General features: G+C 66.0%; 21 protein-coding genes. 3 read left to right on the top strand and 18 right to left on the bottom strand.

Annotation, left to right across the window (positions count from 1 at the left end):
* Positions 1–15: 15 nt before the first annotated feature.
* The 13 genes from GOQ09_RS10865 to GOQ09_RS10805 all read right to left on the bottom strand — a co-directional run bounded on the left by GOQ09_RS10865 (position 16) and on the right by GOQ09_RS10805 (position 11,457).
* Positions 16–465, bottom strand: coding sequence for a hypothetical protein (locus GOQ09_RS10865; protein ID WP_157613436.1), 450 nt, complete (start codon positions 463–465; stop codon positions 16–18).
* Positions 466–664: 199 nt separating this feature from the next.
* Positions 665–847: a hypothetical protein gene (locus GOQ09_RS10860; protein WP_157613435.1), complete on the bottom strand. Its 183-nt coding sequence runs from the start codon at positions 845–847 to the stop codon at positions 665–667.
* A 15-nt stretch (positions 848–862) separates the two neighbouring features.
* On the bottom strand, positions 863–1,327 hold the full coding sequence (locus GOQ09_RS10855) for a hypothetical protein (RefSeq protein ID WP_157613434.1): 465 nt from the start codon (positions 1,325–1,327) through the stop codon (positions 863–865).
* A 20-nt stretch (positions 1,328–1,347) separates the two neighbouring features.
* Complete coding sequence (locus GOQ09_RS10850; protein ID WP_157613433.1) at positions 1,348–1,674, bottom strand: hypothetical protein; 327 nt, start codon at positions 1,672–1,674, stop codon at positions 1,348–1,350.
* 15 nt (positions 1,675–1,689) lie between these two features.
* A complete protein-coding gene (locus GOQ09_RS10845) occupies positions 1,690–1,983 on the bottom strand; it encodes a hypothetical protein (RefSeq protein ID WP_157613432.1) in 294 nt (97 codons plus the stop codon).
* A gap of 545 nt (positions 1,984–2,528) precedes the next feature.
* Entirely contained in the window at positions 2,529–3,185 is a 657-nt protein-coding gene (locus tag GOQ09_RS10840; RefSeq protein WP_157613431.1) for an HAD family hydrolase, read from the bottom strand.
* Between the two features lie 47 nt (positions 3,186–3,232).
* A complete protein-coding gene (pabB, locus tag GOQ09_RS10835; protein WP_157613430.1) occupies positions 3,233–5,149 on the bottom strand; it encodes an aminodeoxychorismate synthase component I in 1,917 nt (638 codons plus the stop codon).
* Positions 5,150–5,151: 2 nt separating this feature from the next.
* Positions 5,152–5,685 (bottom strand): formaldehyde-activating enzyme, encoded by a 534-nt coding sequence (fae, locus tag GOQ09_RS10830; protein ID WP_157613429.1) that lies wholly within the window; start codon positions 5,683–5,685, stop codon positions 5,152–5,154.
* 51 nt (positions 5,686–5,736) lie between these two features.
* Positions 5,737–6,567, bottom strand: a complete 831-nt coding sequence (locus GOQ09_RS10825; protein WP_157613428.1) for a formylmethanofuran dehydrogenase subunit C — start codon at positions 6,565–6,567, stop codon at positions 5,737–5,739.
* Positions 6,564–7,526 (bottom strand): formylmethanofuran--tetrahydromethanopterin N-formyltransferase, encoded by a 963-nt coding sequence (gene fhcD / locus GOQ09_RS10820; protein ID WP_157613427.1) that lies wholly within the window; start codon positions 7,524–7,526, stop codon positions 6,564–6,566. Before fhcD ends, GOQ09_RS10825 begins: the two co-directional genes overlap by 4 nt.
* A 16-nt stretch (positions 7,527–7,542) precedes the next feature.
* Entirely contained in the window at positions 7,543–9,225 is a 1,683-nt protein-coding gene (locus GOQ09_RS10815; RefSeq protein ID WP_157613426.1) for a formylmethanofuran dehydrogenase subunit A, read from the bottom strand.
* Positions 9,222–10,466, bottom strand: a complete 1,245-nt coding sequence (locus GOQ09_RS10810; protein WP_157613425.1) for a formylmethanofuran dehydrogenase — start codon at positions 10,464–10,466, stop codon at positions 9,222–9,224. The genes GOQ09_RS10815 and GOQ09_RS10810 overlap by 4 nt, the downstream gene beginning before the upstream one ends.
* A gap of 253 nt (positions 10,467–10,719) precedes the next feature.
* A complete protein-coding gene (locus tag GOQ09_RS10805; protein WP_157613424.1) occupies positions 10,720–11,457 on the bottom strand; it encodes a HisA/HisF-related TIM barrel protein in 738 nt (245 codons plus the stop codon).
* Positions 11,458–11,498: 41 nt separating this feature from the next.
* Here GOQ09_RS10805 and GOQ09_RS10800 point away from each other — a divergent pair, with 41 nt between their 5' ends.
* Genes GOQ09_RS10800 through GOQ09_RS10790 form a run of 3 tightly spaced genes read left to right on the top strand, consistent with a single transcriptional unit; the run spans position 11,499 to position 14,168 of the window.
* Complete coding sequence (locus tag GOQ09_RS10800) at positions 11,499–12,485, top strand: ATP-grasp domain-containing protein (RefSeq protein ID WP_157613423.1); 987 nt, start codon at positions 11,499–11,501, stop codon at positions 12,483–12,485.
* Positions 12,472–13,569 carry a hydantoinase/oxoprolinase family protein gene (locus tag GOQ09_RS10795; protein ID WP_242631070.1) on the top strand — a complete coding sequence of 366 codons (1,098 nt, stop codon included), beginning with the start codon at positions 12,472–12,474 and terminating at the stop codon, positions 13,567–13,569. The genes GOQ09_RS10800 and GOQ09_RS10795 overlap by 14 nt, the downstream gene beginning before the upstream one ends.
* Positions 13,569–14,168: an aspartate kinase gene (locus GOQ09_RS10790; RefSeq protein WP_157613421.1), complete on the top strand. Its 600-nt coding sequence runs from the start codon at positions 13,569–13,571 to the stop codon at positions 14,166–14,168. Before GOQ09_RS10795 ends, GOQ09_RS10790 begins: the two co-directional genes overlap by 1 nt.
* Positions 14,169–14,205: 37 nt before the next feature.
* Here GOQ09_RS10790 and GOQ09_RS10785 read toward each other — a convergent pair whose 3' ends face one another.
* Genes GOQ09_RS10785 through GOQ09_RS10765 form a run of 5 tightly spaced genes read right to left on the bottom strand, consistent with a single transcriptional unit; the run spans position 14,206 to position 19,654 of the window.
* Positions 14,206–14,898, bottom strand: a complete 693-nt coding sequence (locus GOQ09_RS10785; protein WP_242631117.1) for a (5-formylfuran-3-yl)methyl phosphate synthase — start codon at positions 14,896–14,898, stop codon at positions 14,206–14,208.
* A 5-nt stretch (positions 14,899–14,903) separates the two neighbouring features.
* Positions 14,904–15,485, bottom strand: coding sequence for a DUF447 domain-containing protein (locus tag GOQ09_RS10780; RefSeq protein WP_157613420.1), 582 nt, complete (start codon positions 15,483–15,485; stop codon positions 14,904–14,906).
* The gene (locus GOQ09_RS10775; RefSeq protein WP_157613419.1) at positions 15,482–16,957 is read right to left on the bottom strand and encodes a DUF6513 domain-containing protein; all 1,476 of its coding nucleotides are present in this window, start codon (positions 16,955–16,957) and stop codon (positions 15,482–15,484) included. Before GOQ09_RS10775 ends, GOQ09_RS10780 begins: the two co-directional genes overlap by 4 nt.
* A complete protein-coding gene (locus GOQ09_RS10770; RefSeq protein ID WP_157613418.1) occupies positions 16,936–17,589 on the bottom strand; it encodes a flavoprotein in 654 nt (217 codons plus the stop codon). Before GOQ09_RS10770 ends, GOQ09_RS10775 begins: the two co-directional genes overlap by 22 nt.
* 19 nt (positions 17,590–17,608) lie before the next feature.
* Complete coding sequence (locus GOQ09_RS10765; RefSeq protein WP_157613417.1) at positions 17,609–19,654, bottom strand: sigma-54-dependent Fis family transcriptional regulator; 2,046 nt, start codon at positions 19,652–19,654, stop codon at positions 17,609–17,611.
* Positions 19,655–19,936 lie beyond the last annotated feature (282 nt).

Here is a 19,936-nt window from a genome sequence, read left to right as displayed (position 1 = left end):
GGCGGTGCTCCTCGGTCAGATCAAGTGGGCTTGGGCGTAGTCGCGCACGCCACTAACCAGTTCTGAGGCGTCCATGGAATCCAGGGTATTCAAGCTGGGCATCCATATTTTCGTCAATGCTTTCATGTCCCACCAGATATCGGGATCGAACCAGCGGTCGTCTTCATCCACGTCATCCAACTCTTTTTGGCGCAATTCCTTTTCATGCTGGAGGTACTTGGCATAGAGGTCAGGCGCCTGCGCCTTGATGTATTCGATGAAGGCGATGACTTCGCTTTCCTGCCACTTTCTCATGCGGGCCTGTTGTTCTGCGGCCATCTGATAGCCGGTGACGATGACCTCAAAAATGTCGTCGTCGGATGCCCGGTGCTCCCTCGGGCTGTCAAGAGATTTAAATATCCTGGCTCTCAGCGCGAGATCGGGCAGCGCGTCAATCCTGGCTTGCAGTTCGGGGCTGATTCGCATGGTTTTTTCCTCTCTGTTTTATGGGTGGCGATTTCAGGTTTGAAGTACGGCGCTATTGCATCAACGGGGCCTGGGCATGCTCCCGGGTGGCCACTTCGGTCATGGCGTGTTCGACGGCGTTTTTTCGAGGGAGGCGGCCTGCATCGAGTTGTTGCTCGGTTTGCGGTGTGGGGATAACGGGACGGTGTCTATCAGAGATCTACTTCAGGAGTTCCGAGCCACGAGGGCCTGGCTTGATTTCCTTCCGCACGGTTTCTGCGATGGCGAGCAGGCGATGTTCTTTGCTTGCCAAGTCATAGTAGATATCGAGCAGCTGTGTGCCACCTGTGTGATGGGCGTAGACCAAGCTGTTGGTGTCGGCGAGAAGGTAGCCTTGGTTCATGGCGGTGCTCCTCGGTCAGATCAAGTGGGCCTTGGCGTAACGGCACGCGGCGCTTACCAGTTCCGAAGCGTCCAGAGCTTCCAGATCGGGCATCCGCTTGTATGCCAATCTTTTGATATCCCACCATAAATCCATGTCAAACAAGACCTCATCAGCGCCGTTCAGCTCTTTTTGACGCAACTCTTTTTCATGCTGGATGTACTTGACATAGAGGTCAGGCGCTTGTGCCTTGAAGTATTCGATGAACTCGATGACTTCGTTTTCCTGCCATCTCCGCAAACGGGCCTGTTGTTCTGCAGCCATTTCGTAGCCAGTGACGCTGATGTCAAAAATATCTTCGTCGGATATCCCCGGCTCTCTTGATAGAGCCAGAGATTTGAGAATTGAAGCTCTCAGGTTTGGATCTTGAAGCGCATCGATCCTGGCTTGCAGTTCGGGGCTGATGGGCATGTTTTTCCTCTCTGTTTTGTGGGTGGCCATTTCAGGTTTGAAGTACGGCGCTATTGCATCAACCGGGCCTGGGCATGCTCCCGGGCAGCCACTTCGGTCATGGAGTGTTCGCCGGCGTTTTTGCTGGCGGCGCCCGCGCGCAGGCTTTGTTCAGTTTCGGGCGCAGGGATGATCGGGATGTGCCTCTCGTCGATGTACTTCAGGAGTTCGGAGCCCCGGGGAGCCTCTTTGATTTCCCGTTTGACGACGGTTGTGATGGCGAGCAGGCGATGTTCTTTGCTTGCCAAGTCATAGTAGATATCAAGCAGCTGTGTGCCACCTATGCGATGGGCGTAGACCAAGCTGTTGGTGTCGGCGAGAAGGTAGCCTTGGTTCATGGCGGTGCTCCTCGGTCAGATCAAGTGGGCCTTGGCGTAGCGGCACGCGGCGCTTACCAGTTCCGAGGCGTCCAGAGCTTCCAGCTCGGGCATCCGCTTGTATGCCAATCTTTTGATATCCCACCATAGATCCCCATCGAACCAGAGTTCATCCTCATCAACGCCGCGCAACTTCTTGTCGCGCAACTCAATTTCATGCTGGAGGTACTTGACATAGAGGTCAGGCGCCTGCGCCTTGAAGTATTCGATGAAGGCGATGACTTCGCTTTCCTGCCACTTTCTCATGCGGGCCTGTTGTTCTGCGGCCATCTGATAGCCGGTGACGATGACCTCAAAAATGTCGTCGTCGGATGCCCGTGGTCCCTCGGGCTGTCAAGAGATTTCAATATCCTGGCTCTCAGCGCGGGATCGGGCAGCGCGTCAATCCTGGCTTGCAGTTCGGGGCTGATTCGCATAGTTTTTTCCTCTCTGTCCGAAGGCGCGAAGGCTCAGGCGGGATTCCAGGGTATTCAAAGCTGGGCAACCGCTTCTGCCGAATGTGTGACGATTAAGCCTAGCACCCGAGAAGAGGTTGCTCGATCTCAGTACCGACCCACGAGCTACGTTGCGCGGATAGATTTCACGATCACGATCAAACTTTCATCGGCGAGAGTAAGTTTCCAATCCCGATGAGTCCGGCACCGCCCGGCGCTATCCAGCCACCTCCCGCTGTTGGCTATCGACCCGGATGTGAGGTTCGCCTGGTATTGAAAGCTGCCCTTGTTCCGGCCGTTCACCCAGCCGATCGGTCAGCTCCGTCCCAGAGTTATCGAGCCAATCCCTGCTGACGGATCTCGGCCCGGTTCTTCTTCGCGTCAGCTGCGCTCGAGAACCGGCCAGCCTGCTTTCAGCACCCGCGCACGCAAGCGCTCGTCCGGCGCCACTGCCACAGGATCCGACACGGCTTCCAGCAACGGCAAGTCGCTAGCCGAATCCGAATAGAACCACGACTGCTCCAGCGCATCGAGTCGCGTGCCGCGCAGCGCAAGCCATTCGTTCACATGCGCCAGCTTGTGAACGCCGAAGCATGGATCGCCGTCGATGCCGCCGTCAAGCGTGTCGTCGATCACGAGCGAGCGCGTGGCCAGCACGTCGGCAACGCCGAACACCCGGCCGAAGGGCTCGGCGATGAAACGGGTGGTGGCGGTCACGATGGCGCAGAGGTGGCCGGCCTCCTGGTGCTTGCGCACCAGCGCACGCATCTGGTCGGGGACCCGAGGCTCGATCTCGGCTTCGAACTCGGCCGCCCACTTTCGCAGCATCGCCATGCCGAAGCTTGCCAGCGGCGCAACGCTCACGCGGTGCAGTTCGCGGATGTCGAGCGTGCCGTCCACGTATTGCTGGCAGTAGCCGAGGTACACCATTTCGGCATCCGCCGGCAGCACGCCTCGCCCAACCAGGAATCGCGTCCAGGCCATGCCGCTGTCGAACGGAATCAGCGTGTGATCGAGGTCGAAGAGCGCCAGTTTCATTGCATGCCTGCATGCGTGCGTGCGGGGCCGCTTACTGCCCTGCTGCGTTAGGCGGCCGAAGCCTCGTGCGGCTGGCGCTCGGCTTGCATGAGCAGCTGCGCCGGCAGCACGCCGCGCAGAGCGTTGCACACCACGAGCTTCTGCGCCGCCTTCAGATCTTGCAGATACAGGCTGCGTTCCGCGGCTTCCCAGATGGAGTCTTCGATGAGCACGCCGCGCATCACACCGGGCAGTGCGCCGTCGGAAACGGGCGGCGTCCACCAGCGCCCGTCGATGCGTGCGAAGAGCGTGCTGCGCCCGCCTTCGACGAGCCGGCCGTCTTCCGTGAAGAAAATGCTGTCGAACGCGCCGGCGCGTTCGGCGGCGCGTACACCGGCGTCGTAGTGCTGGCGCACGGTCGTCTTGAAGGCGCCCAGCGGGTTGGCGTTGGGCAGCCGCTGGTCGGCGATAACGAGCTTTACCGCACCGGGAGGCAGAGGCGGCAATGGCGAGTGCGTGATGCCGATGCGCCCGCCGTGCGCGAGCGCGAGGCGCAAACGCGAAGGCTGGTTGGGCGAAAGCGCAGGCAGCGCATCGCGCAGCGCCTCTATCGCGGCATCGCGGCTGAACTTGAATCCCAGCGCGCGTGCACTGCCCGCCAGCCGGCCCAGGTGACGGTCCAGGTAGCGGATGCCTTCGCCCGGCGTGACCAGCATGGTTTCGAAGAGCTCGAAGCCGGGGTCGAGCGCGGTGAGAAAGCGCGCCTTTAGCAAACACTCTTCGAACTCGTCGGCCGCGATGCTGTCTTGCACGATGCCCGCGCCGACACCCAGGCGCAGAGGCCGCAGGCCTTCGGCTTCCTCGCCGAGCGTGAGTGTGCGAATGGCCACCGACAGGCAGAAGTCGCCGATCGACGCGCCCTGCCCCGGCGCATCGATCCAGCCGATGGCGCCGCAGTAAAGGCCGCGCGGCGTGCTCTCGAGCTCCGCAATCCATTCCATGGTGCGGTGCTTGGGCGCGCCGGTGATGGAACCGCAGGGAAACACCGCGCGCAGCAGCTCGGGCATGCCGACGTTCGCACGCAGCCTTGCCTGAACAGTCGATGTCATCTGGAACACCGTGGCGTAGGGCTCGACGGCAAAGAGCGTGGGCACCTTGACCGAGCCGACCTCCGCCACGCGGCCGATGTCGTTGCGCAGCAGGTCGACGATCATCACGTTCTCGGCGCGGTTCTTGGTGTCGACCGAGAGCAGGCGCGCCATTTCGCTGTCGCCTTCGGGCGCATCGGCGCGCGCGGCGGTGCCTTTCATGGGGCGCGCGGTGAGCACGCCTCGGTCATGGCGCAAGAAGAGTTCGGGCGAGCAGGAGAGCACGTGGGTCGCATCGCTCTCGCCGGCCTTGCCCATGCCCTCGGGCAAGGCGATCAGCGCGCCATAGGCCACGGGCTGCCGCTCACGCAGCCGCCGGTACAGGGCCACAGGCAAGCCGTAGCTTCGGCCATGCAGCCGGTAGGTGAAGTTGACCTGGTAGGTCTCGCCCGCGGCAATGGCCTCGTGAATGCGTGCAATGGCCTCCGTGAACGCGGCTTCATCGATGCTGGGGTGCAGGTCCATCACGCCGGCGGGCTGCGGCTGGCCGGGTGGATGCGACTCGCCGGCCTCGCGCTGTTCGAGCCTTGCCAGCCAGGCGCCCACCTCGTCGGCCGAGAGCCTGGTGCATTCGCGGAACATGAGCACACGCAATGCCGAAGCGTCGTCCGGAGCAAGCCGCGCCTGCCCCGCATGCAGCAGCTTGGCGCCCCATTCGTAGTCGGCCAGCAGCACCGCATGCAGGCCTTGGCGCAAGTCGGCATCGACCTGCGCCCACACCTCGTCGAGCCGGCCTGCATCGGTGCACCGGTGTTCGCGGACGAACCCGGTGTGCAGCCGGCTGGTGGGCCGCTCGGCCGTGGACCCGCAGTCGTCGAGAAGCGCGAAGGCGGGCAAGGTCAGCTCCAGTCGTCCATGTCGTGCTTGATGCGGTGGCGGTTGGCAATCAGCTCGTCCACCGACGGCTCGTTGCTCAGCGCGCGGCGGATGGCGAGCTTGGTGGCTTCGTAGTTGGTGCGGTACATGTCTTTCTTGTCGAGGTGTTCGTCCTTGGCGCAGCGTGGATCGATCCACACCAGGCTGATGATGCACAGCGTGTTGGCCAGGTTCCTGGGAATGATGCCATCGATCAGGCAGTCGACCACCGCGTCGGCCGTTGCACCTTGCACCACCCCGCCAAACAGGTCGATGTTGGCCGAATCTTTCAGCGTCACCTTGGGCACCATGATGGTCGCGGGCCGCACGAGTTGGTTGCAGGCGCGAATCGCGAACATCGCGGTGTGGCCCTTGCTCTGGGCCATCATGCCCGCGAAGGCATGGCCCACCGGGCCGTCGGTCGCGCCGATCAGGATTTCGGGCATGGCGTCTGTGAACTGCCCTTCCCTCGCAAGAACCGTGGCTTCGCCAGCGTGAAAAATATAAGGATGCGTCATATGAAAGAAGAATTCGGAAGGAGGGTTTTTGAAGAAGCTTGAGGAAGCAGGTCACAGGCAAACGATGAGTTCGCCCTTGCCGTCAGCGGAAAGATCGCCCAGGTGCCGCTCGATGCGGCGCATCGGCAAGTCGCTGAAGAGTCCGCCGTGCCGCGCAAGGTCGCGCGCCAGCAGCGCCCAGAAGACCGGCGTCGCGGCGCGGTTCGGCACGAAGGTCGGCGCCGATCGGGTGCCTTCTGGCAAGGCCGCCCGCGCCTCCGCAAAAACGATGCTGCCGCGGCGCATGCCATAGCCCGCATGCGCCCCGACACTGCCGCCTACGGCAATCGTGCCGGCCACCATGCGCGACCCCAGGAAAGCGCCCGCCCCGCCATGAACCAGCGCGGTGCCGCGGCGCATGCGGTCGCCAAAACGCTCGCCCGCGTTGCCATGAACGACGAAGATGCCGCCGCGCATGCCGTCCATGCTGCCGGGCAGTGTGCTGCCGGCAAAGTCGCCGACGTCGCCCTTCACGTCGATGGTGCCGCCGGCCATTTCGCAAGCGACCAGCAGGCCGGCGCGGCCTTCGATGCGCAGCTCGCCGCCACGCATGCAGCCGCCCGCGTAGTGGCCGGCATGGCCTTCGACGCGGATGCGGCCGGCGTCCATCTGCCACCCGATGCGGTCGAAGCGCTCGAGGTCGCCCTCGAAGCGAAGCGCGCCCTCCTCTTTGCCAGGCGCAATGTTGAACAGCTCTGCTAGCGCAAGCATCTCGTTGCCATGGCCCACGGGCAGCTGTTCGACCTGCGCGGCCGAAAGTCCGGCCAGCGCAGATGGCGTGACGCCGCGCAGATCGACGCGCAACGCGGGCACTTGCCGCAGCCTGAGGTTCCATCCGCTCATGCCGCATCTCCCGCGCCGAGGAGCTCGTGCAGATGAAAGTGAAACGGGCCGAGCTTGCCGCCGTAGTTGCCCGCCGAAATGCGCAGCAAGCCGCCGGCCGGGCCAACGCCGATGGCCGCTTCCATGCCCACGCGCATGGCGGCGGCCACGTCGGCTTCGGTCAGGCCGTCGATCACGATCTCCATCACGCAGCCGATCTGCTGTGCGTGCGCGCCACCGTTGCTTGCCAGCTCGCTGTGAGGCACCAGCCCGACGAGGCTCGGGCAAAACGCATCGTTGGTCGACGCGTTCAGGTTCGCATAGCGGCTCCCCACCTTCGAGCCCGAGCGCACCACGCCGCCCGGAAACGGCATGACCACGTTGGGCAGCCGCTTCATCGCGGCCACGGCCGCCTCGGCCGCCGCCAGCGCGCCGTCGGTGTCGCGCGCGAGCAGCAGCAAGTTGCCGCCGCCCACGGCCTTGACCACGGGCGTGTCTTCCTGCGCGACGAATTCGCCGTCCATTACCGGCACGCGCCAATAGCGCACACCGTCGATCACCTTCGAAATCTGCCAGCCATCGCCGAAGAAGCGCAGGTTCTTGCCGAGCGCCGCCACATCGCCGCCGGCCGTGCGCGGCAGGCCGGCAAACACGGCCGTGGTCGGGCAGGTCAGCACGCATTGGCCGACACGGCGCTCCAGCTGTTTGCCAAGCTCCTTGCCCGACATCGAGAAGATCAACACGTTCACGCCCGGCCGGCCGTCCGGTGTTTCGTGCGGGCCAAGCTCGCGCTCGATGCCCGCCTCGCAGCCGCAGGCGATGACCGAGGTTGCAAACCCTGTGGCCGATACCGCCGCATGGCGCGCCCACTCGAGCGTGTGCGCCGTGATGACGATGCGCGTCGCCTTCATCGGAAAGGCCTCGGCGAAGGTCTGGTCGATGACGACGCCGTTGCGCTGAACGGATGGGAGGTCCGTCATGCCGCGCACGCCTTCCTCATGACGACGCCTCCTGAAAACACTCCGCCGGCAGCAGTCGCCCGCCGTTGCAGCAGCGGCAAAGCTCGTCGTGGCCAATGCCAATGTGGTCGAAGTTGACCGAACCGTGCGCCGCCAGGTGCCGGCGCAGCCGCTGCTCGATGCCGCGGTCGTACTCCGGCGCCACGAAGTGCGTGCCGCCCGTGGGCACGGCCGTGACTCGCCCGGCGCGGGAAACCAGCACGCCGTCCTTGAACACGTATTCGGGCGTGGCGAACATGGCCTCGCGGTTCTCGTTCTCACGGTACACGGCGATGTCGGCCGCGGCGCCCGCACCCAGGTGCCCGCGGTCTCGCAGGCCGAGCAGGCGCGCGGGGCCGGCGCGCGTCATGATGGCGATCTCGTAGAGCGAAAGCTCGCGCGTGATCGACCGCAGCGCCGCCTGCGCCGCTACCTCGGGGTGCAGCTTGGCCAGCTGCTCCTCGCGAAAGCTGCGGTCCATCAGCAGGCGGATCAAATGCGGGTAGCTGGTAAACGGCCCGCCGTTGGGATGGTCGGTGGTGAGCACCACGCGCCACGGATCGTCGACCAGCAAGAAGATTTCGAGCCCGATGACCCACTGCAGCGCGTTCACATAGCTCTGCTCGCGGTAGCGGAACGGCACCACGCCGCAGCCAGCTTCGCATTCGATGTCGGCGCCGATCCACTTGCGCGGATCGGCCAGGCCCGACTGCGCATGCTGGCGCATGGTGTCGCCCGAGGCGGTGACGGTCTGGCCGAACATGATCTGGCCGACGTCGATGCTCACGTTCATGTTGGCGTTCACCACCTCCGCGAGCTGCAGCGCGGCGGAAGAAAACTTCTTCGGCCCCTCGGTGCCGTAGGCATGGAACTGGATGTGCGTGAGGTGCCCTGGCAAGCCGTCCAGCGCGGCAATGGTGTCGAGCGTCGACTGGATGTTGCCCGCCACCCCGAGGTTGCTGCCGTGAATGTGCAGCGGATGCGGCACGCCAAGCTCGCTCAGCGCGCGCGCCAGCGTGTGCACCACCTGCCGCGGCGTGACCTGCCAGTGCACATGGTTCTCGTCGACGTCGAGCTTGCGCTGATTGAATTTGAATGCCGAGATGCCGCCGGGGTTCACCACCTTCACGCCCATCGCCTTGCTGGCATTGATGGTCCAGCCCGCGTAATCGCGAATGCGCTCGAAGTCCCAGCGCTCGGCCAGCATGCGCAAGAAGAGCTCGTCGTTGCCGAGCATCACGTATGCGCCATGGTCCAGGATGGGCGTGTCGCCCATTTCCATGTGCGTGTGGCGTGCGTTACAGGCCATCATGGCCGGCTCGAAGGCCGCCGTGTAGCCCATCTCCACATAGCGGTAGCCGGTGGCCAGCGTGCCGGGCGCGCAGCCGCCGCACGATGCTAGCTCGAGCAGGTTGTCCGGCAGCGCCAGGGGGTTGGCGTTGGCGCGATGGTCTTCGGGCAGCAGCATGCGCGCAAGGTTGACCTTGCCGCCGCCGATGTGGGTGTGCATGTCGATGCCGCCAGCCATTGCGATGCAGCCGCCGATGTCGATCTCTTCTGTGGCGGTCTCGTGCGGCCCAAGTTCCACCATGCGGCCGTCACGCACGTACAGGTCGCGCACTTCGTCACGGCCGTTCGTGGGGTCGATCACGCGGCCACCGCGCAGGCGCAGCGTCGTCATTGCGCCCGCTCCCGCTTCAGCGCTTTCACGGCTTGCGTCAGGCGCCTGACGACATCGTCCACGCTGGGCAATCCGTCTTCGTATAACGGCCGCAGGGGCAGCAGCACCGAGCCATCGGTGCGAAACAGATGGCCGCTGCAACCGATGCCAGGTGTCGACACGGGGACGAACACCTGCTTGCGCGCAATCGTCCCCCCACCCTGCGGCCGCATTCCCGGATGCCCGAGCACGATGCGCGGCATGTCGGCCAAGGGCGGTGCGGGTTCGGGGCCGTAGCTCGACACCCACAGCAATGCGTCGATCGCGTCGTCGGCCAGCAGGCGCCCGGCATCGAAGCACAGAGGCTCATGCTCCAGGCCCAGCGGCCCGGCACGCGAGCGCAGCGGCAGCCCCGAAAGCCAGGTGAACACCTGGTTGGCGGTGGCGGCGCCATCGCCACCGCCAAGCGAGAGCGACGCCGCGCGCGTGCTCCGGTTGAGCGTGGCGACAATGCGCTGGATGGCTTCGACAATCAACGCGCCTTGTGCCGGCAGGCGGCCCGGCTCGTACACCAGCACCGAGTAGCGCGCCGCCCGCAACCGCACCGACAAGGCCGCAAGCTCCGACGGCACGCGCGCGTGGTCCACCGGAATGCGGTCCGCCACCAAGGCCGCGAGCAGGCCCACGGTATCGAACATGTCGCCTGCCATGGGCAGCATTTCGGTCTGCACGTCGTCCCGCTCGCCCACTCCGCATCGGCGGAAGAACTCCGGATATCGCGCGGTGGGGTCGCCCGTCATGCAGACGGTCAGCTCGGCGCGCGTTCTTGCTTCCGCCAGCGTAGTGGTGAAGCCGCCGCGGTCTTGCAGCGCGCGCAGGCCGTGCATCATGGCCTGGCCCTGCGCAGCATCGCAGATGGCACCGGTTTCGCAGGCCAGCGCGTACAGCGCGCGGGCACCGGCCACGTCGGTTCCAATGCCGCCGAACAGGGGCTGATGGCTGGCTGAGAGGAGGGACGCGGCGGCAGCAATGGCCGTGTCGAGGTCGCAGTCGCTGCCATCGACCTGTGGCTGCGACGCGACCGGGGCGCCGTCGAACTCGGCCAGCGCGGTGTTCGCCCGCGGGCAGTCGCTGCCGACAAGCTTCAGCGGCGTGCCGGGCGGGCCGACGTCAACGCCGAAGGTATCGCACAACAGGGGGCAGAACGGGCAGGTCCACGGAGGGGGGCCGGGCTGCGCGGCGGCGGGATCGAGTTCGCTCATGGGCTGGCGACCACGCAAGCCATGTGCCATTCACCGGCCGGGCGGGCCCGCCTAGCGGCGTCTTGGCCGGACAGCTACAGGAAGGCCTTCATGACACTCGCGTTTGAGACACAGTGTTGCGATTTTGGCGGTCAATGCGTGCTGGCACAGGTCATCGGCAGTACTTGCAAGCCCCTCCCGGGATGGCACGGTTCGTGTGTGCGGCGGGTTGATGGCATGTCTCACCCCCCCTCGTTGCATCGGACCCGCCGGATCAGCGGTCCACCCGCGGCAACTGCAGGTCGTGCAACGCGCTGGCGACCAGCCAGGCGTCGGCACCGGCGGCACTGGCAAGCGCCAGGTCTTCGGGGCTGCGGATTCCGCCGGCGCCGATGACCATGGCGCCCGGCGCCAGCCGCCGCACTTCTTGCAAGGTCTCCAGGTCGGGGCCGGCACCGGAGCCGACGCGCTCGAGCGTCATCACGATCAGCCGCCGCGGCCACAGGTCCACGGCGTCCCAGCAGCCCGCCGGGTCGAGCCGCCGGCCGTCACGGCGGTCGAGCGACAGCGCGGCGCCGGACACACCTGCTTCGGCTTGGCCGTTCGCGTTTTCGAAACAGCGCTCGAGGGCCTCGCGCGAACGCAGGGATTCGCTGCCGAACACCAGCACGATGCGCGACGCAAAAGGCGCGAGCTGCTTACGCACCGCCGCGCCGGCCGCTGCATCCGCCAGGCCCACGTCGAGCCAGAGCTCGATGTGGGGCAATGCCTCCAGCACATCGGTCAGCACCGCGATCTGCACCGCTCCGCCCTGCAAGGCATCGAGGTCGGCCACGTAGAGCTGCCGCGCCGCGCAGTGCTCGCACAGAATGCGCGCCACCGTCACCGGATCGCTGCTGGCGCACAGCGCCGAGACGATCGGCCGGTACGACTTGCGGTCGCCGCGCACCGCCCTCACCACCTGGCCCTGCAGCAAGTCGACGACGGGGATCAGGTTCAGTTCGGAAGTCATTGGGAAGTGATGGGGAACGTACCCGGAAAGTGGATGATGAAATGACGACACGCGTTTTTGTCTACGAGTATCTCAGCGGTGGCGGCTGGAGCGACTACGGCGACGATGCGGCCGCCGATGAGCTGTTGCCGCTGGGCCTTTCGATGCGCGACGCCATGGTGGCCGACTTGATGCGCGTGGTCGATTGTTCGGTCTCGGCGGCGGTCTGCGAACCGGGGAACACCCTGCCCGCTGGAGCGGTGCCGCTGCGGCCGCTTGCAAACGAATCGGCCTTCGACTTCGTGGCACGACAGAGCGTGCTGCACGATGTGGTGTGGCTGGTCGCGCCTGAGACGGACGGGCTGCTGGCAAGATTCCAACGCACGGTCGGCAATGCGCGCTGGCTGGGTTGCAGTGCCGGTGCCATCGAACTGACGGCGGGCAAGAAAGCCACGCTCGCGCACCTGGCGGCCCATGGCGTTCCAACGCCCCTGGCCTTTGCCGATGCGCCCGGCATAGAACGCTGGGTGGTCAAGCCGGACGACGGCGCCGGCGGGGTGGCCACCCATGTGCACACGCGCCACGCAAGCGCTCTCGAAGACCAGGCCCGGCGCACGCAGGCCGGCGCCACCTTGACGCTGGAGCCGTGGATCGAAGGCGAAGCCCTGAGCCTCTCGCTGCTGTGCACGGAGCAGAATGCTGAAATGCTGAGCATCAACCGCCAGTGCATTTCGGTCGACGCGCAGGGAAGCCTGTCGTTCGATGGTGTGAGCGTCGATGCGGTGAACCGCAGCGACCCGAGCTGGCCACCGCTGGCCGCACTGGCCATGAAGGTGGCGCGCGCCATTCCCGGGCTGCGCGGGTTCGCGGGCATCGACCTGGTGTGGCATCCGCGGCAAGGGCCGGTGGTGATCGAGGTGAACCCGCGCGTCACCTGCGCCTATGTCGGGCTCTCGGCCGCGCTGGGCCGCAACTTGGCGGCCGAACTGCTGGCGGACCGCGGACGCGGCCAACTCGCCGAACGGGAACTTGCACGTGCCGACGCCTGAACGCACCACCATCGGGTGGGACATCGGAGGCGCGCACGTGAAGGCCTGCCTGCTGCAGGGCGGCGAGGTGGTCGACGTGGCCCAATGGGGCTGCCCGCTCTGGCAAGGCCTCGATCATCTGGCGCGCGCGTTGCAGGCCGCACGCGTGCGCTGGCCGGCTTTCGATGCTGCACAACATGCGGTGACCATGACGGGTGAAATGGTCGACTTGTTCCCCGACCGCGAAGCCGGCGTGCGAGGCATTGCGGCTGCGCTTGCGGCAGCGCTTCCCTCGCGGCCGGGTGCCTTGCATTTCTTTGCCGGGGACGCCGGCTGGTGCACCCCCGCGCAGGTCACGCGGCATTGGGAGCACATTGCCTCGGCCAACTGGCTGGCCACCGCGCGGCATGCCGCGTTGGTGTTTCCGCAAGGCGTGCTGGTCGACATCGGCAGCACCACCACCGACCTGATCGCCTTCGGCAACGATTGCGTGCTGACCACCAGCCGCACCGACGCCGAACGCCTGGTGAGCGGAGAGCTCGCCTACCACGGCGTGGTGCGCACACCCGTGTGCGCGCTGACGCAGCGCATCGAATGGCGCGGCCAGGCAAGCCACGTGATGAACGAGTTCTTCGCCACCACGGCCGACGTCTACCGCCTGTGCGGCGAGCTCGATCCGGCGCACGACCTGTACCCGAGCGCCGACAACGCAGCCAAGAGCCTGCCCGCGACGCGCCAGCGGCTTGCCCGCATGGTGGGCCTGGACGAGCGCGATGCCACCGCGGAAGAATGGCTGGAGCTCGCACGCGCATGGCGCGCGGCGCAGGTCGAGGCCATCGGATCGCAGCTGCGCCGCGTATTGGCGGCGCATGCGCTTTCGCGCGAAGCGGTGATCGTGAGCGCGGGCTGTGGCGCATTCCTGGTGCCGGACCTTGCAACCGGCGTTGGCGCCTCAAACGCTACATCGGTGCCGCACCGCTTTGCTTCCTACGGCAGCGGCGTGGCCGACGTGGCCCGCCATGCAGCCGCGGGCATCACCGCCTGGGCACAAGTGTGTGCACCCAGCGTGGCGGTGGCGGCGCTTTTCGAAAGGGAGCACGACTGATGTGGGTCGTCAAGATCGGCGGCAGCCTTTGCTCCGACCCGGTGCTGCCGCAGTGGCTCGACCTGCTCACGCAGATCGGCGGTGGCCGCGTGACGGTGGTCTGCGGTGGCGGCACCTTTGCGGACGAAGTGCGGCGCGTGCAGGCGCACTGGCAGTTCAACGACCTGGCCGCCCATAACATGGCGGTGCTGGCCATGGCGCAGACGGCGTATCAGCTGCATGCGCTGAACCCGGCGCTGCAGCTCGCAACACGCAAGACTGAAATCCCCGACCTGCTGCGGCGCGGCAAAACCGCGCTGTGGCTGCCGCTTGAACTGCGGCGCGACAAGCCCGACGCCCGCACCGGCTGGGAGGCCACCTCGGACACGATTGCGCTCGATCTGGCGAAGCATCTCAATGCAGAGCAGCTGGTGCTGGTCAAGTCTTGCGCCATCGATCCGCAGATGACGCTGGGCGAACTCGGTGACGCCGGCGTGGTGGACCAGCAGTTTGCCGACCGCTCCGGCGATGCGGCTTTTCCGATCACACTGCTTCACAAGAACCAGCTGGAGACCATGCGGGCACTGCTGTTGGGCGAAGCCACCTTCGTTCCGCGCTGAAGCTGCCGGGCGAGGTACGGCCGCCCACGCCGGGCACTCAGGCCGCTGCAGGCTCCACAGCCTCGCCATGCAACGATGCGGCCAAGGCCGCAAGCCGCTCCGGGCACAGCGCCGTCTTGCGGTCGGCAATGCAAACAGCACTGCGAAAGCCCGCGAAATCGGGCGCCAGCGATTGCAGCAAGGGAAGGTGCGCCATGCGCAGCGCGCCCGCCAGGCCCACGAGGCGGCCCGAGGCGCGCACGCGCGCGACAAAGGCGCGCAGGTCCGCCGTCGGCACGGCATCGAACAGGCTGCCGGCCAGCTTGTCCGCGGTGTCGGCCATGAGCGCTGGAAAGCCCAGCGTGCAGGCATGCGCGACCAGTGCTGCGTCGATGCCATGGTCTGCAATGAAGACCGGCACCACCGGCCAGTCGCAGGCCGAGAGCGCATCGAGCACCACAAAGGCCCCGGGGCCGCGCTCGATGCCGACTTTCACGTAGTCAACGCCGCAGCCACCGACCGCATCGACTTGCGCGAGGATGCCGTCCAGCGCCTGCATGGGCAGGTCGCCGATCGTGGCGCTCACGGGCAGGCCGATGCCGTGCGCACGCAATGCACTCACGATGGCGCCAATGGTCGCCACCGGCAAGCCGCCCAGTGCGCCGTCGCTCGGCTCCTTCAGGTCGATGAAGTCGGCGCCGCCGCGCGCGGCGACCAGGGCTTCGTCCACGCTGCGCACGCTCACCAGCATGCGGGTCACGATGCGCGCTCCGGTGTGCCGTTGCGGTGCTGCGCAACGGCAGCGCTCAGCCACTCCCAGGCCTCGTGCTCTTCGGGGCCGGCGGTCTTGTCGATGGCAATCTGCAGGTAGGTCATTTCGGTTTCCACTTTCTCGGGGGGCAGCATGTGCAGGCGGCTGACCAGCACGGCGCCTTCGATCACCGCGGCCTGTGCCCGATTGAAGCCAACGAAAGGCGCATGGGTGGCCTCGTGCACTGCCACCATGCGCAGCACCGGCCGCTGCACGTCGTCGCGCTGCTCGGCCAGTTCAAGCTCCACATGGCGCAGTGCCGCGGCAAGCCGTACGCCTTCGATGCGTTCGGCGGGCAGCGTGGGCCACAGCTTGCGCCCGGTGACGCAGCCCGCGAACACGCGGGTGTCGCACACGATGTTGAGCACCGCATGGCCGGTGGCCACGATGTTGTCGTGCGTGGTCGAGGGCTTGAACGGCATCAGCAGGACGCCGTCTTCACGGTAGCGGATGCCCATCGGCGCCACATGCGGCTTGCCGCCGGGTGCGACGGTGGTGACCACGGCTTCGAAGATCTGGTCGTTCATGTGGGTGATGGCGCGGCGGCCGTGCTCACGGCGCCGGGCTCTTGCGCGTTGTTCTTCGATGTCTTCATGGTGGTGCCCGGTGCGCACCAGCGCGCAAGGTCTTCGGCGGGCCGCGGCGCGGCGCAGCCCCAGTCGAGCGGCTGGTCCTGCACATAGCGTTTGCCAAGCTGCCATGCGATCTCGGCGCGCGCAAGCTCCACGCCCATGTAGAAGGCATGGTCGGCATCGTCCTGCAGCTTGAGCTGCGGCCAGAGTTCGAAGGCGCCCTGCCCCAGCCGCAGGCCGTCGCGGTTGTACACGTGCAGGCCCAGCGGCGATATCTGCACGCGAAAGTTGGGGTCGTGCACCTGCGAGGCGATCTCGCCGATTTCTTCCGGCGTATCGGGGAACGGATGCTTGGCATGCACGGTCATCAGCGCATCGCTCATGCCCTTGGGCAGCGTGGCATTGCGGGCCGCCGCATGCATGATGCGGCGCGCCCAGTCGGCCTCGCTCACCGCGCGGCGCGCATGCTGGCTCACTTGCGTCGTCAGCACCGCCGCCACGTTCAGCTCGGCGGCTATGCCGAACAGCACCGCGTTGATGCCGCTGGTGTCGGCCTCGGTGAGCTCGGTGACGTTGCCCACGCCAAGCATGATCGGCGCATCCGGAAAGCGTTCGCGCAGCCGGTGGTAGCGCACGATGGAGGCCGTCAGTCCGAAGGGTATGGGGTCGAGAATGGAATCGGCCAGAAAGGCGCGGCCACGCTGCTGCATTTGCGCCACCGCTTCGTACAGCGATTCTTCGTCTGCCGGAACGCGCGGGATCAGCACCGGTGTTGCGGCCACTTCGTCGGCAATCCACAGGCTGTCGAGCGTCAGGCTCAGCAGGTAGTCGGCACCGGCCTTGCCGCCGAGCAGCAGCTCTTGCGAGTCGCTCGAATCGACGCTCACCTGAAAGCCCGCGGCCTTGAGCGCCTGCACGCTTTCGGCCAGGTGATCGAAGCGCGTCTCGGGCAGGCAGCCCAGATCGATGACGTTGGCACCGTCGGCCACAAGCTGACGGGCTCGCTCGATGATTTGCGCCACTGTGAGCCGCGGTGCATCGACGATCTCGGCAAAGATCGCGACCTCGTATTCGGTCAGGTCGACGGCGCGCGCGCTGCGGTTGAAGTGGCGCGGCAGATCCTTCAGCTCTTGCGGCCCGCGTTCCACCGGAACGCCGAAGTATTGGGTCAAGGCCTCGACATCGCCGCGGCAGCGGCCCGGCACCATGATGCGGTCGGCACGGCGCGGCGCGGCGCCCTCGCCGTCAGCCTCGGTAACCACTGGTGCCGCAACGCGGCGGCGGATCATGTCGGCCGTCATCAATGCGGCCACCTGCAACCCGATCTCCCGCACTTCCCACGTGAACGGTGCCGCCTCCATGCCGGCCAGCACCCGCGTGAGGCTGGCTTGGGCGAGGCGCCCGGTCAGGAAGACGATGTGTTCCATGCGAGAGAGAGTTCCTTCATGCGTGCATCGAGCACGGCTTCGAGTTCGGCAGGCGACGAGACCACCTGGCAAAAATCGATGCCGCGCAGCCGCTCCACGTTGTCCAATTCGATGCGCCTCGGACGCAGCGTGACCCAGTCATGCGGCGACTTTGTCACCACCACCGGTTCCGTGTCGCATGCAAACACGATGCCAGGAATGCCGAGCTTGCCGGCCTGGGCAAACATGTTGGTCGGCAGCGAATCGCTGATGCCGAATGCGCACTTGGCCACCGTGTTGCTGGTGGCCGGCGCCACCACCACGGTGTGATAGATGTCGTCGTAGAGCATGCCCACGGGCACGCCGCTGGCCGTCTTGTCCCGGAACACCCGAAAGCGCGACTTCAGCGCCTCGATGTGCAGCTTGTAGATGGGCAGCACTTCTTCCGCCGCGGCCGAAAGGAACAGGTCCACCGAAGGCAGCCGCTCTGCGAGCGCCAGCGACTCCTCGAGAAAGTGGCCCGAGCCGGTGATGCACCAGGCCAGCCGAGATCGCGGCGGCGAGGCAGGCAACGGCGGCTCGCCGTCTTCCACTGCCAGGCCCGCACCGCGCGGATCGATCTTGCCCTTTTCCGGTATCCCTCCGTTCGTCATGACTGGCGAGCCTGACGGCTCAATCGGGTGGAGATATCTCGATGTGAAGCTTGTGGAGTTTTCGGTACAAGGTGTTGCGGCTGACATCGAGCGCCTTGGCGACGTTGCTCACGTTCCAGCGGTGCTGCTCGAGCATCTGCAACAGCACCTGCCGCTCGTTGGCCTGGATCGGATTGAGTTTGACGGCCGGTGGCGCATCGGCGGCCGCGGCTTCGCCCTGGGCGTCGGCCGCTTCGGCAGTGGCGGCAGGCAACGCGTAGGCCGAGGCAGGTGAAGGTGCCGGTCTTGCGGCCAACGAAGGCAGGTGCTCGCGTGTGATGGTCTTGCCGTCTGCCAGCGCGGCCGCGCTGCGCAGCACGTGGCGCAGTTGGCGCAGGTTGCCCGGCCACGGATAGGCCATGAGCATGCGCTCGGCATCTTCACCAAGCCTGCAGTCGCTGCCGCCTTCATCCTTCAGCACGTCATGAATCAGATCGCGCTTGTCGGTGCGGTCGCGCAGCGCGGGCAAATCGAGCTCGATGCCGGCGAGGCGGTAGTAAAGGTCTTCCCGGAAGCGGCCTTCTCGCACCAGGCTTGGCAGGTGCTGGTGGCTTGCGCTCACAAGCTGGAAGTCGACCGGGTGCGTTTCTTCGGTGCCCAGCGGCGTGACCTGCCGCTCATCGAGCACGCGCAGCAGGCGGGCTTGCAGCTCCAGCGGCATGTCTGCAATTTCGTCCAGAAACAGCGTGCCGCCGTCGGCCTGCAGGATCTTGCCGCGCCGGCCGCTGCGCTGCGCGCCGGTGAAGGCGCCGGCCTTGTAGCCGAAGAGTTCCGATTCGATCAGCGTCTCCGGCAGGCTCGCGCAGTTGACAGCGACGAAGGCACCTTCTGCATGCGGACTGGTCTCGTGGATGGCGCGCGCGAACACCTCTTTGCCCGAACCTGTTTCGCCGCACAGCAGCACGGGGGTTCGGCGCGCGACCACGCGGCGGGCGGTATCCAGGTGGGCCACGAGCCGCGCATCCTTGAAAGTGCGGATGCCGGGCGCACGCGCTGCCGCGGGCCGCAGCGGCGCACGAAAGGCCTCGGCACCCGCCTCCGCGGCCATGGGCGCCGCGATCGCACCGACGGCACGCGCACGCGCCGGCGTTGCCGCATCGGATGCAGGCCGACGCGCCACCGCAAAGAAGCGCAGCGCCGCGTTGGCCCGGTACGCCACCACCGGGTGGAACGAAGAAGAAAGACTGCGCTGCACGATGTCTTCGAGCGAAGTCTGGAACAGGTCGTCGATGCGTTGCGTGCGGATCTCGTCCATCGTTTGCACGCCAAGCTGGAACAACGCGCTGCGATTGGCCGCAAGAATGCGCCCGTCGTCACCGACGGCGAGCTTGCCTTCATGCAGCGTGTAGACGAACTCCGGCCGGCTGTGGAAGTGCAGCGGGTGCGCATTCGAGAAGCGCTTGTCGATGAGCCGGTTCTCGATCATGCGGGCGGTCATGCCAAGCAGCACGAGCACGTGCTGTTGCATGAGGCTGGAGCGGCTGGTCACGTCGAGCACCGCGATGATCTCGCCGGACGGATCGAACACCGGCACCGCCGAACACGTGAGCTGCGTGAAGTGGCTGAAGAAATGTTCTTCGCGCCGCACAGAGATAGGGTGAGCGGCCGCAAGGCAGGTGCCCATGCCGTTGGTGCCCGCCTCGGCCTCACCCCACATGCCGCCTGCACGCAGGCCCATGGGCTCGGCTTCGGCGGCAAACTCCGGCGACGACACCATGTGCACGATGACACCGTCGGTATCCGTCAGCACCACCGCAGACTCCGCATCTGCCAACTGCTGGTAGAGCGTGGTCATCTCGTAGCGTGCGCATTCGATGACGTCGGCATGCTGGTTGCGCCGGCTCTGCAAGGCCGAGGACGCAATGACCACCGGTTCGCGCGGGCGGCCTGGATCGAGCTGGTACTGGTTGAGACAGCGGCTCCAGGAGCGGGTGACCAGGTCGTTGCCCTCTTCGTGAAAGCCCCGCCTCACCACGTCGAGCACTCGGTCGGCATGTCTGTCGCCTTGTCGCAGCGTCAATGTCATTGGATGTCTCCAGCGCGTTCCATCGTGTCTCCTTGGCCGGTCCATTGTTGTACTTGCCGACACGCTGCACACCCGGTGAAACACCGAGCAGTGAAAAGCGCCGCAGTGGATCCGCTCTCTCTGGCCTGCATTTTGCGTTGATGAATCCTGCATGGGGGCATTGCCTCGCCTGCAGACACACTTTCAAACACATTCGAATCCACTGGAGACACCGCTTGAACACCAGCCAGAGCCCTTCCATCGGCCACTTTGCTTCGAATGTTCCTCATGCTTCCAGCGCGT

It is taken from the genome of Variovorax paradoxus (genome assembly GCF_009755665.1).
GTDB lineage: Bacteria > Pseudomonadota > Gammaproteobacteria > Burkholderiales > Burkholderiaceae_C > Variovorax > Variovorax paradoxus_G.
Note: the sequence above shows the minus strand (reverse complement) of the source record. Positions and strands in the feature narration are given on the sequence as shown.

Coding starts and splice junctions, on each gene's coding strand:
- GOQ09_RS10865 (WP_157613436.1), bottom strand. CDS start 465: ATGCGAATCAGCCCCGAACTGCAAGCCAGGATTGACGCGCTGCCCGAT.
- GOQ09_RS10860 (WP_157613435.1), bottom strand. CDS start 847: ATGAACCAAGGCTACCTTCTCGCCGACACCAACAGCTTGGTCTACGCC.
- GOQ09_RS10855 (WP_157613434.1), bottom strand. CDS start 1,327: ATGGCCACCCACAAAACAGAGAGGAAAAACATGCCCATCAGCCCCGAA.
- GOQ09_RS10850 (WP_157613433.1), bottom strand. CDS start 1,674: ATGAACCAAGGCTACCTTCTCGCCGACACCAACAGCTTGGTCTACGCC.
- GOQ09_RS10845 (WP_157613432.1), bottom strand. CDS start 1,983: ATGGCCGCAGAACAACAGGCCCGCATGAGAAAGTGGCAGGAAAGCGAA.
- GOQ09_RS10840 (WP_157613431.1), bottom strand. CDS start 3,185: ATGAAACTGGCGCTCTTCGACCTCGATCACACGCTGATTCCGTTCGAC.
- fae (WP_157613429.1), bottom strand. CDS start 5,685: ATGACGCATCCTTATATTTTTCACGCTGGCGAAGCCACGGTTCTTGCG.
- GOQ09_RS10825 (WP_157613428.1), bottom strand. CDS start 6,567: ATGAGCGGATGGAACCTCAGGCTGCGGCAAGTGCCCGCGTTGCGCGTC.
- fhcD (WP_157613427.1), bottom strand. CDS start 7,526: ATGACGGACCTCCCATCCGTTCAGCGCAACGGCGTCGTCATCGACCAG.
- GOQ09_RS10815 (WP_157613426.1), bottom strand. CDS start 9,225: ATGACGACGCTGCGCCTGCGCGGTGGCCGCGTGATCGACCCCACGAAC.
- GOQ09_RS10810 (WP_157613425.1), bottom strand. CDS start 10,466: ATGAGCGAACTCGATCCCGCCGCCGCGCAGCCCGGCCCCCCTCCGTGG.
- GOQ09_RS10805 (WP_157613424.1), bottom strand. CDS start 11,457: ATGACTTCCGAACTGAACCTGATCCCCGTCGTCGACTTGCTGCAGGGC.
- GOQ09_RS10800 (WP_157613423.1), top strand. CDS start 11,499: ATGACGACACGCGTTTTTGTCTACGAGTATCTCAGCGGTGGCGGCTGG.
- GOQ09_RS10790 (WP_157613421.1), top strand. CDS start 13,569: ATGTGGGTCGTCAAGATCGGCGGCAGCCTTTGCTCCGACCCGGTGCTG.
- GOQ09_RS10785 (WP_242631117.1), bottom strand. CDS start 14,898: ATGCTGGTGAGCGTGCGCAGCGTGGACGAAGCCCTGGTCGCCGCGCGC.
- GOQ09_RS10780 (WP_157613420.1), bottom strand. CDS start 15,485: ATGAACGACCAGATCTTCGAAGCCGTGGTCACCACCGTCGCACCCGGC.
- GOQ09_RS10775 (WP_157613419.1), bottom strand. CDS start 16,957: ATGGAACACATCGTCTTCCTGACCGGGCGCCTCGCCCAAGCCAGCCTC.
- GOQ09_RS10770 (WP_157613418.1), bottom strand. CDS start 17,589: ATGACGAACGGAGGGATACCGGAAAAGGGCAAGATCGATCCGCGCGGT.
- GOQ09_RS10765 (WP_157613417.1), bottom strand. CDS start 19,654: ATGACATTGACGCTGCGACAAGGCGACAGACATGCCGACCGAGTGCTC.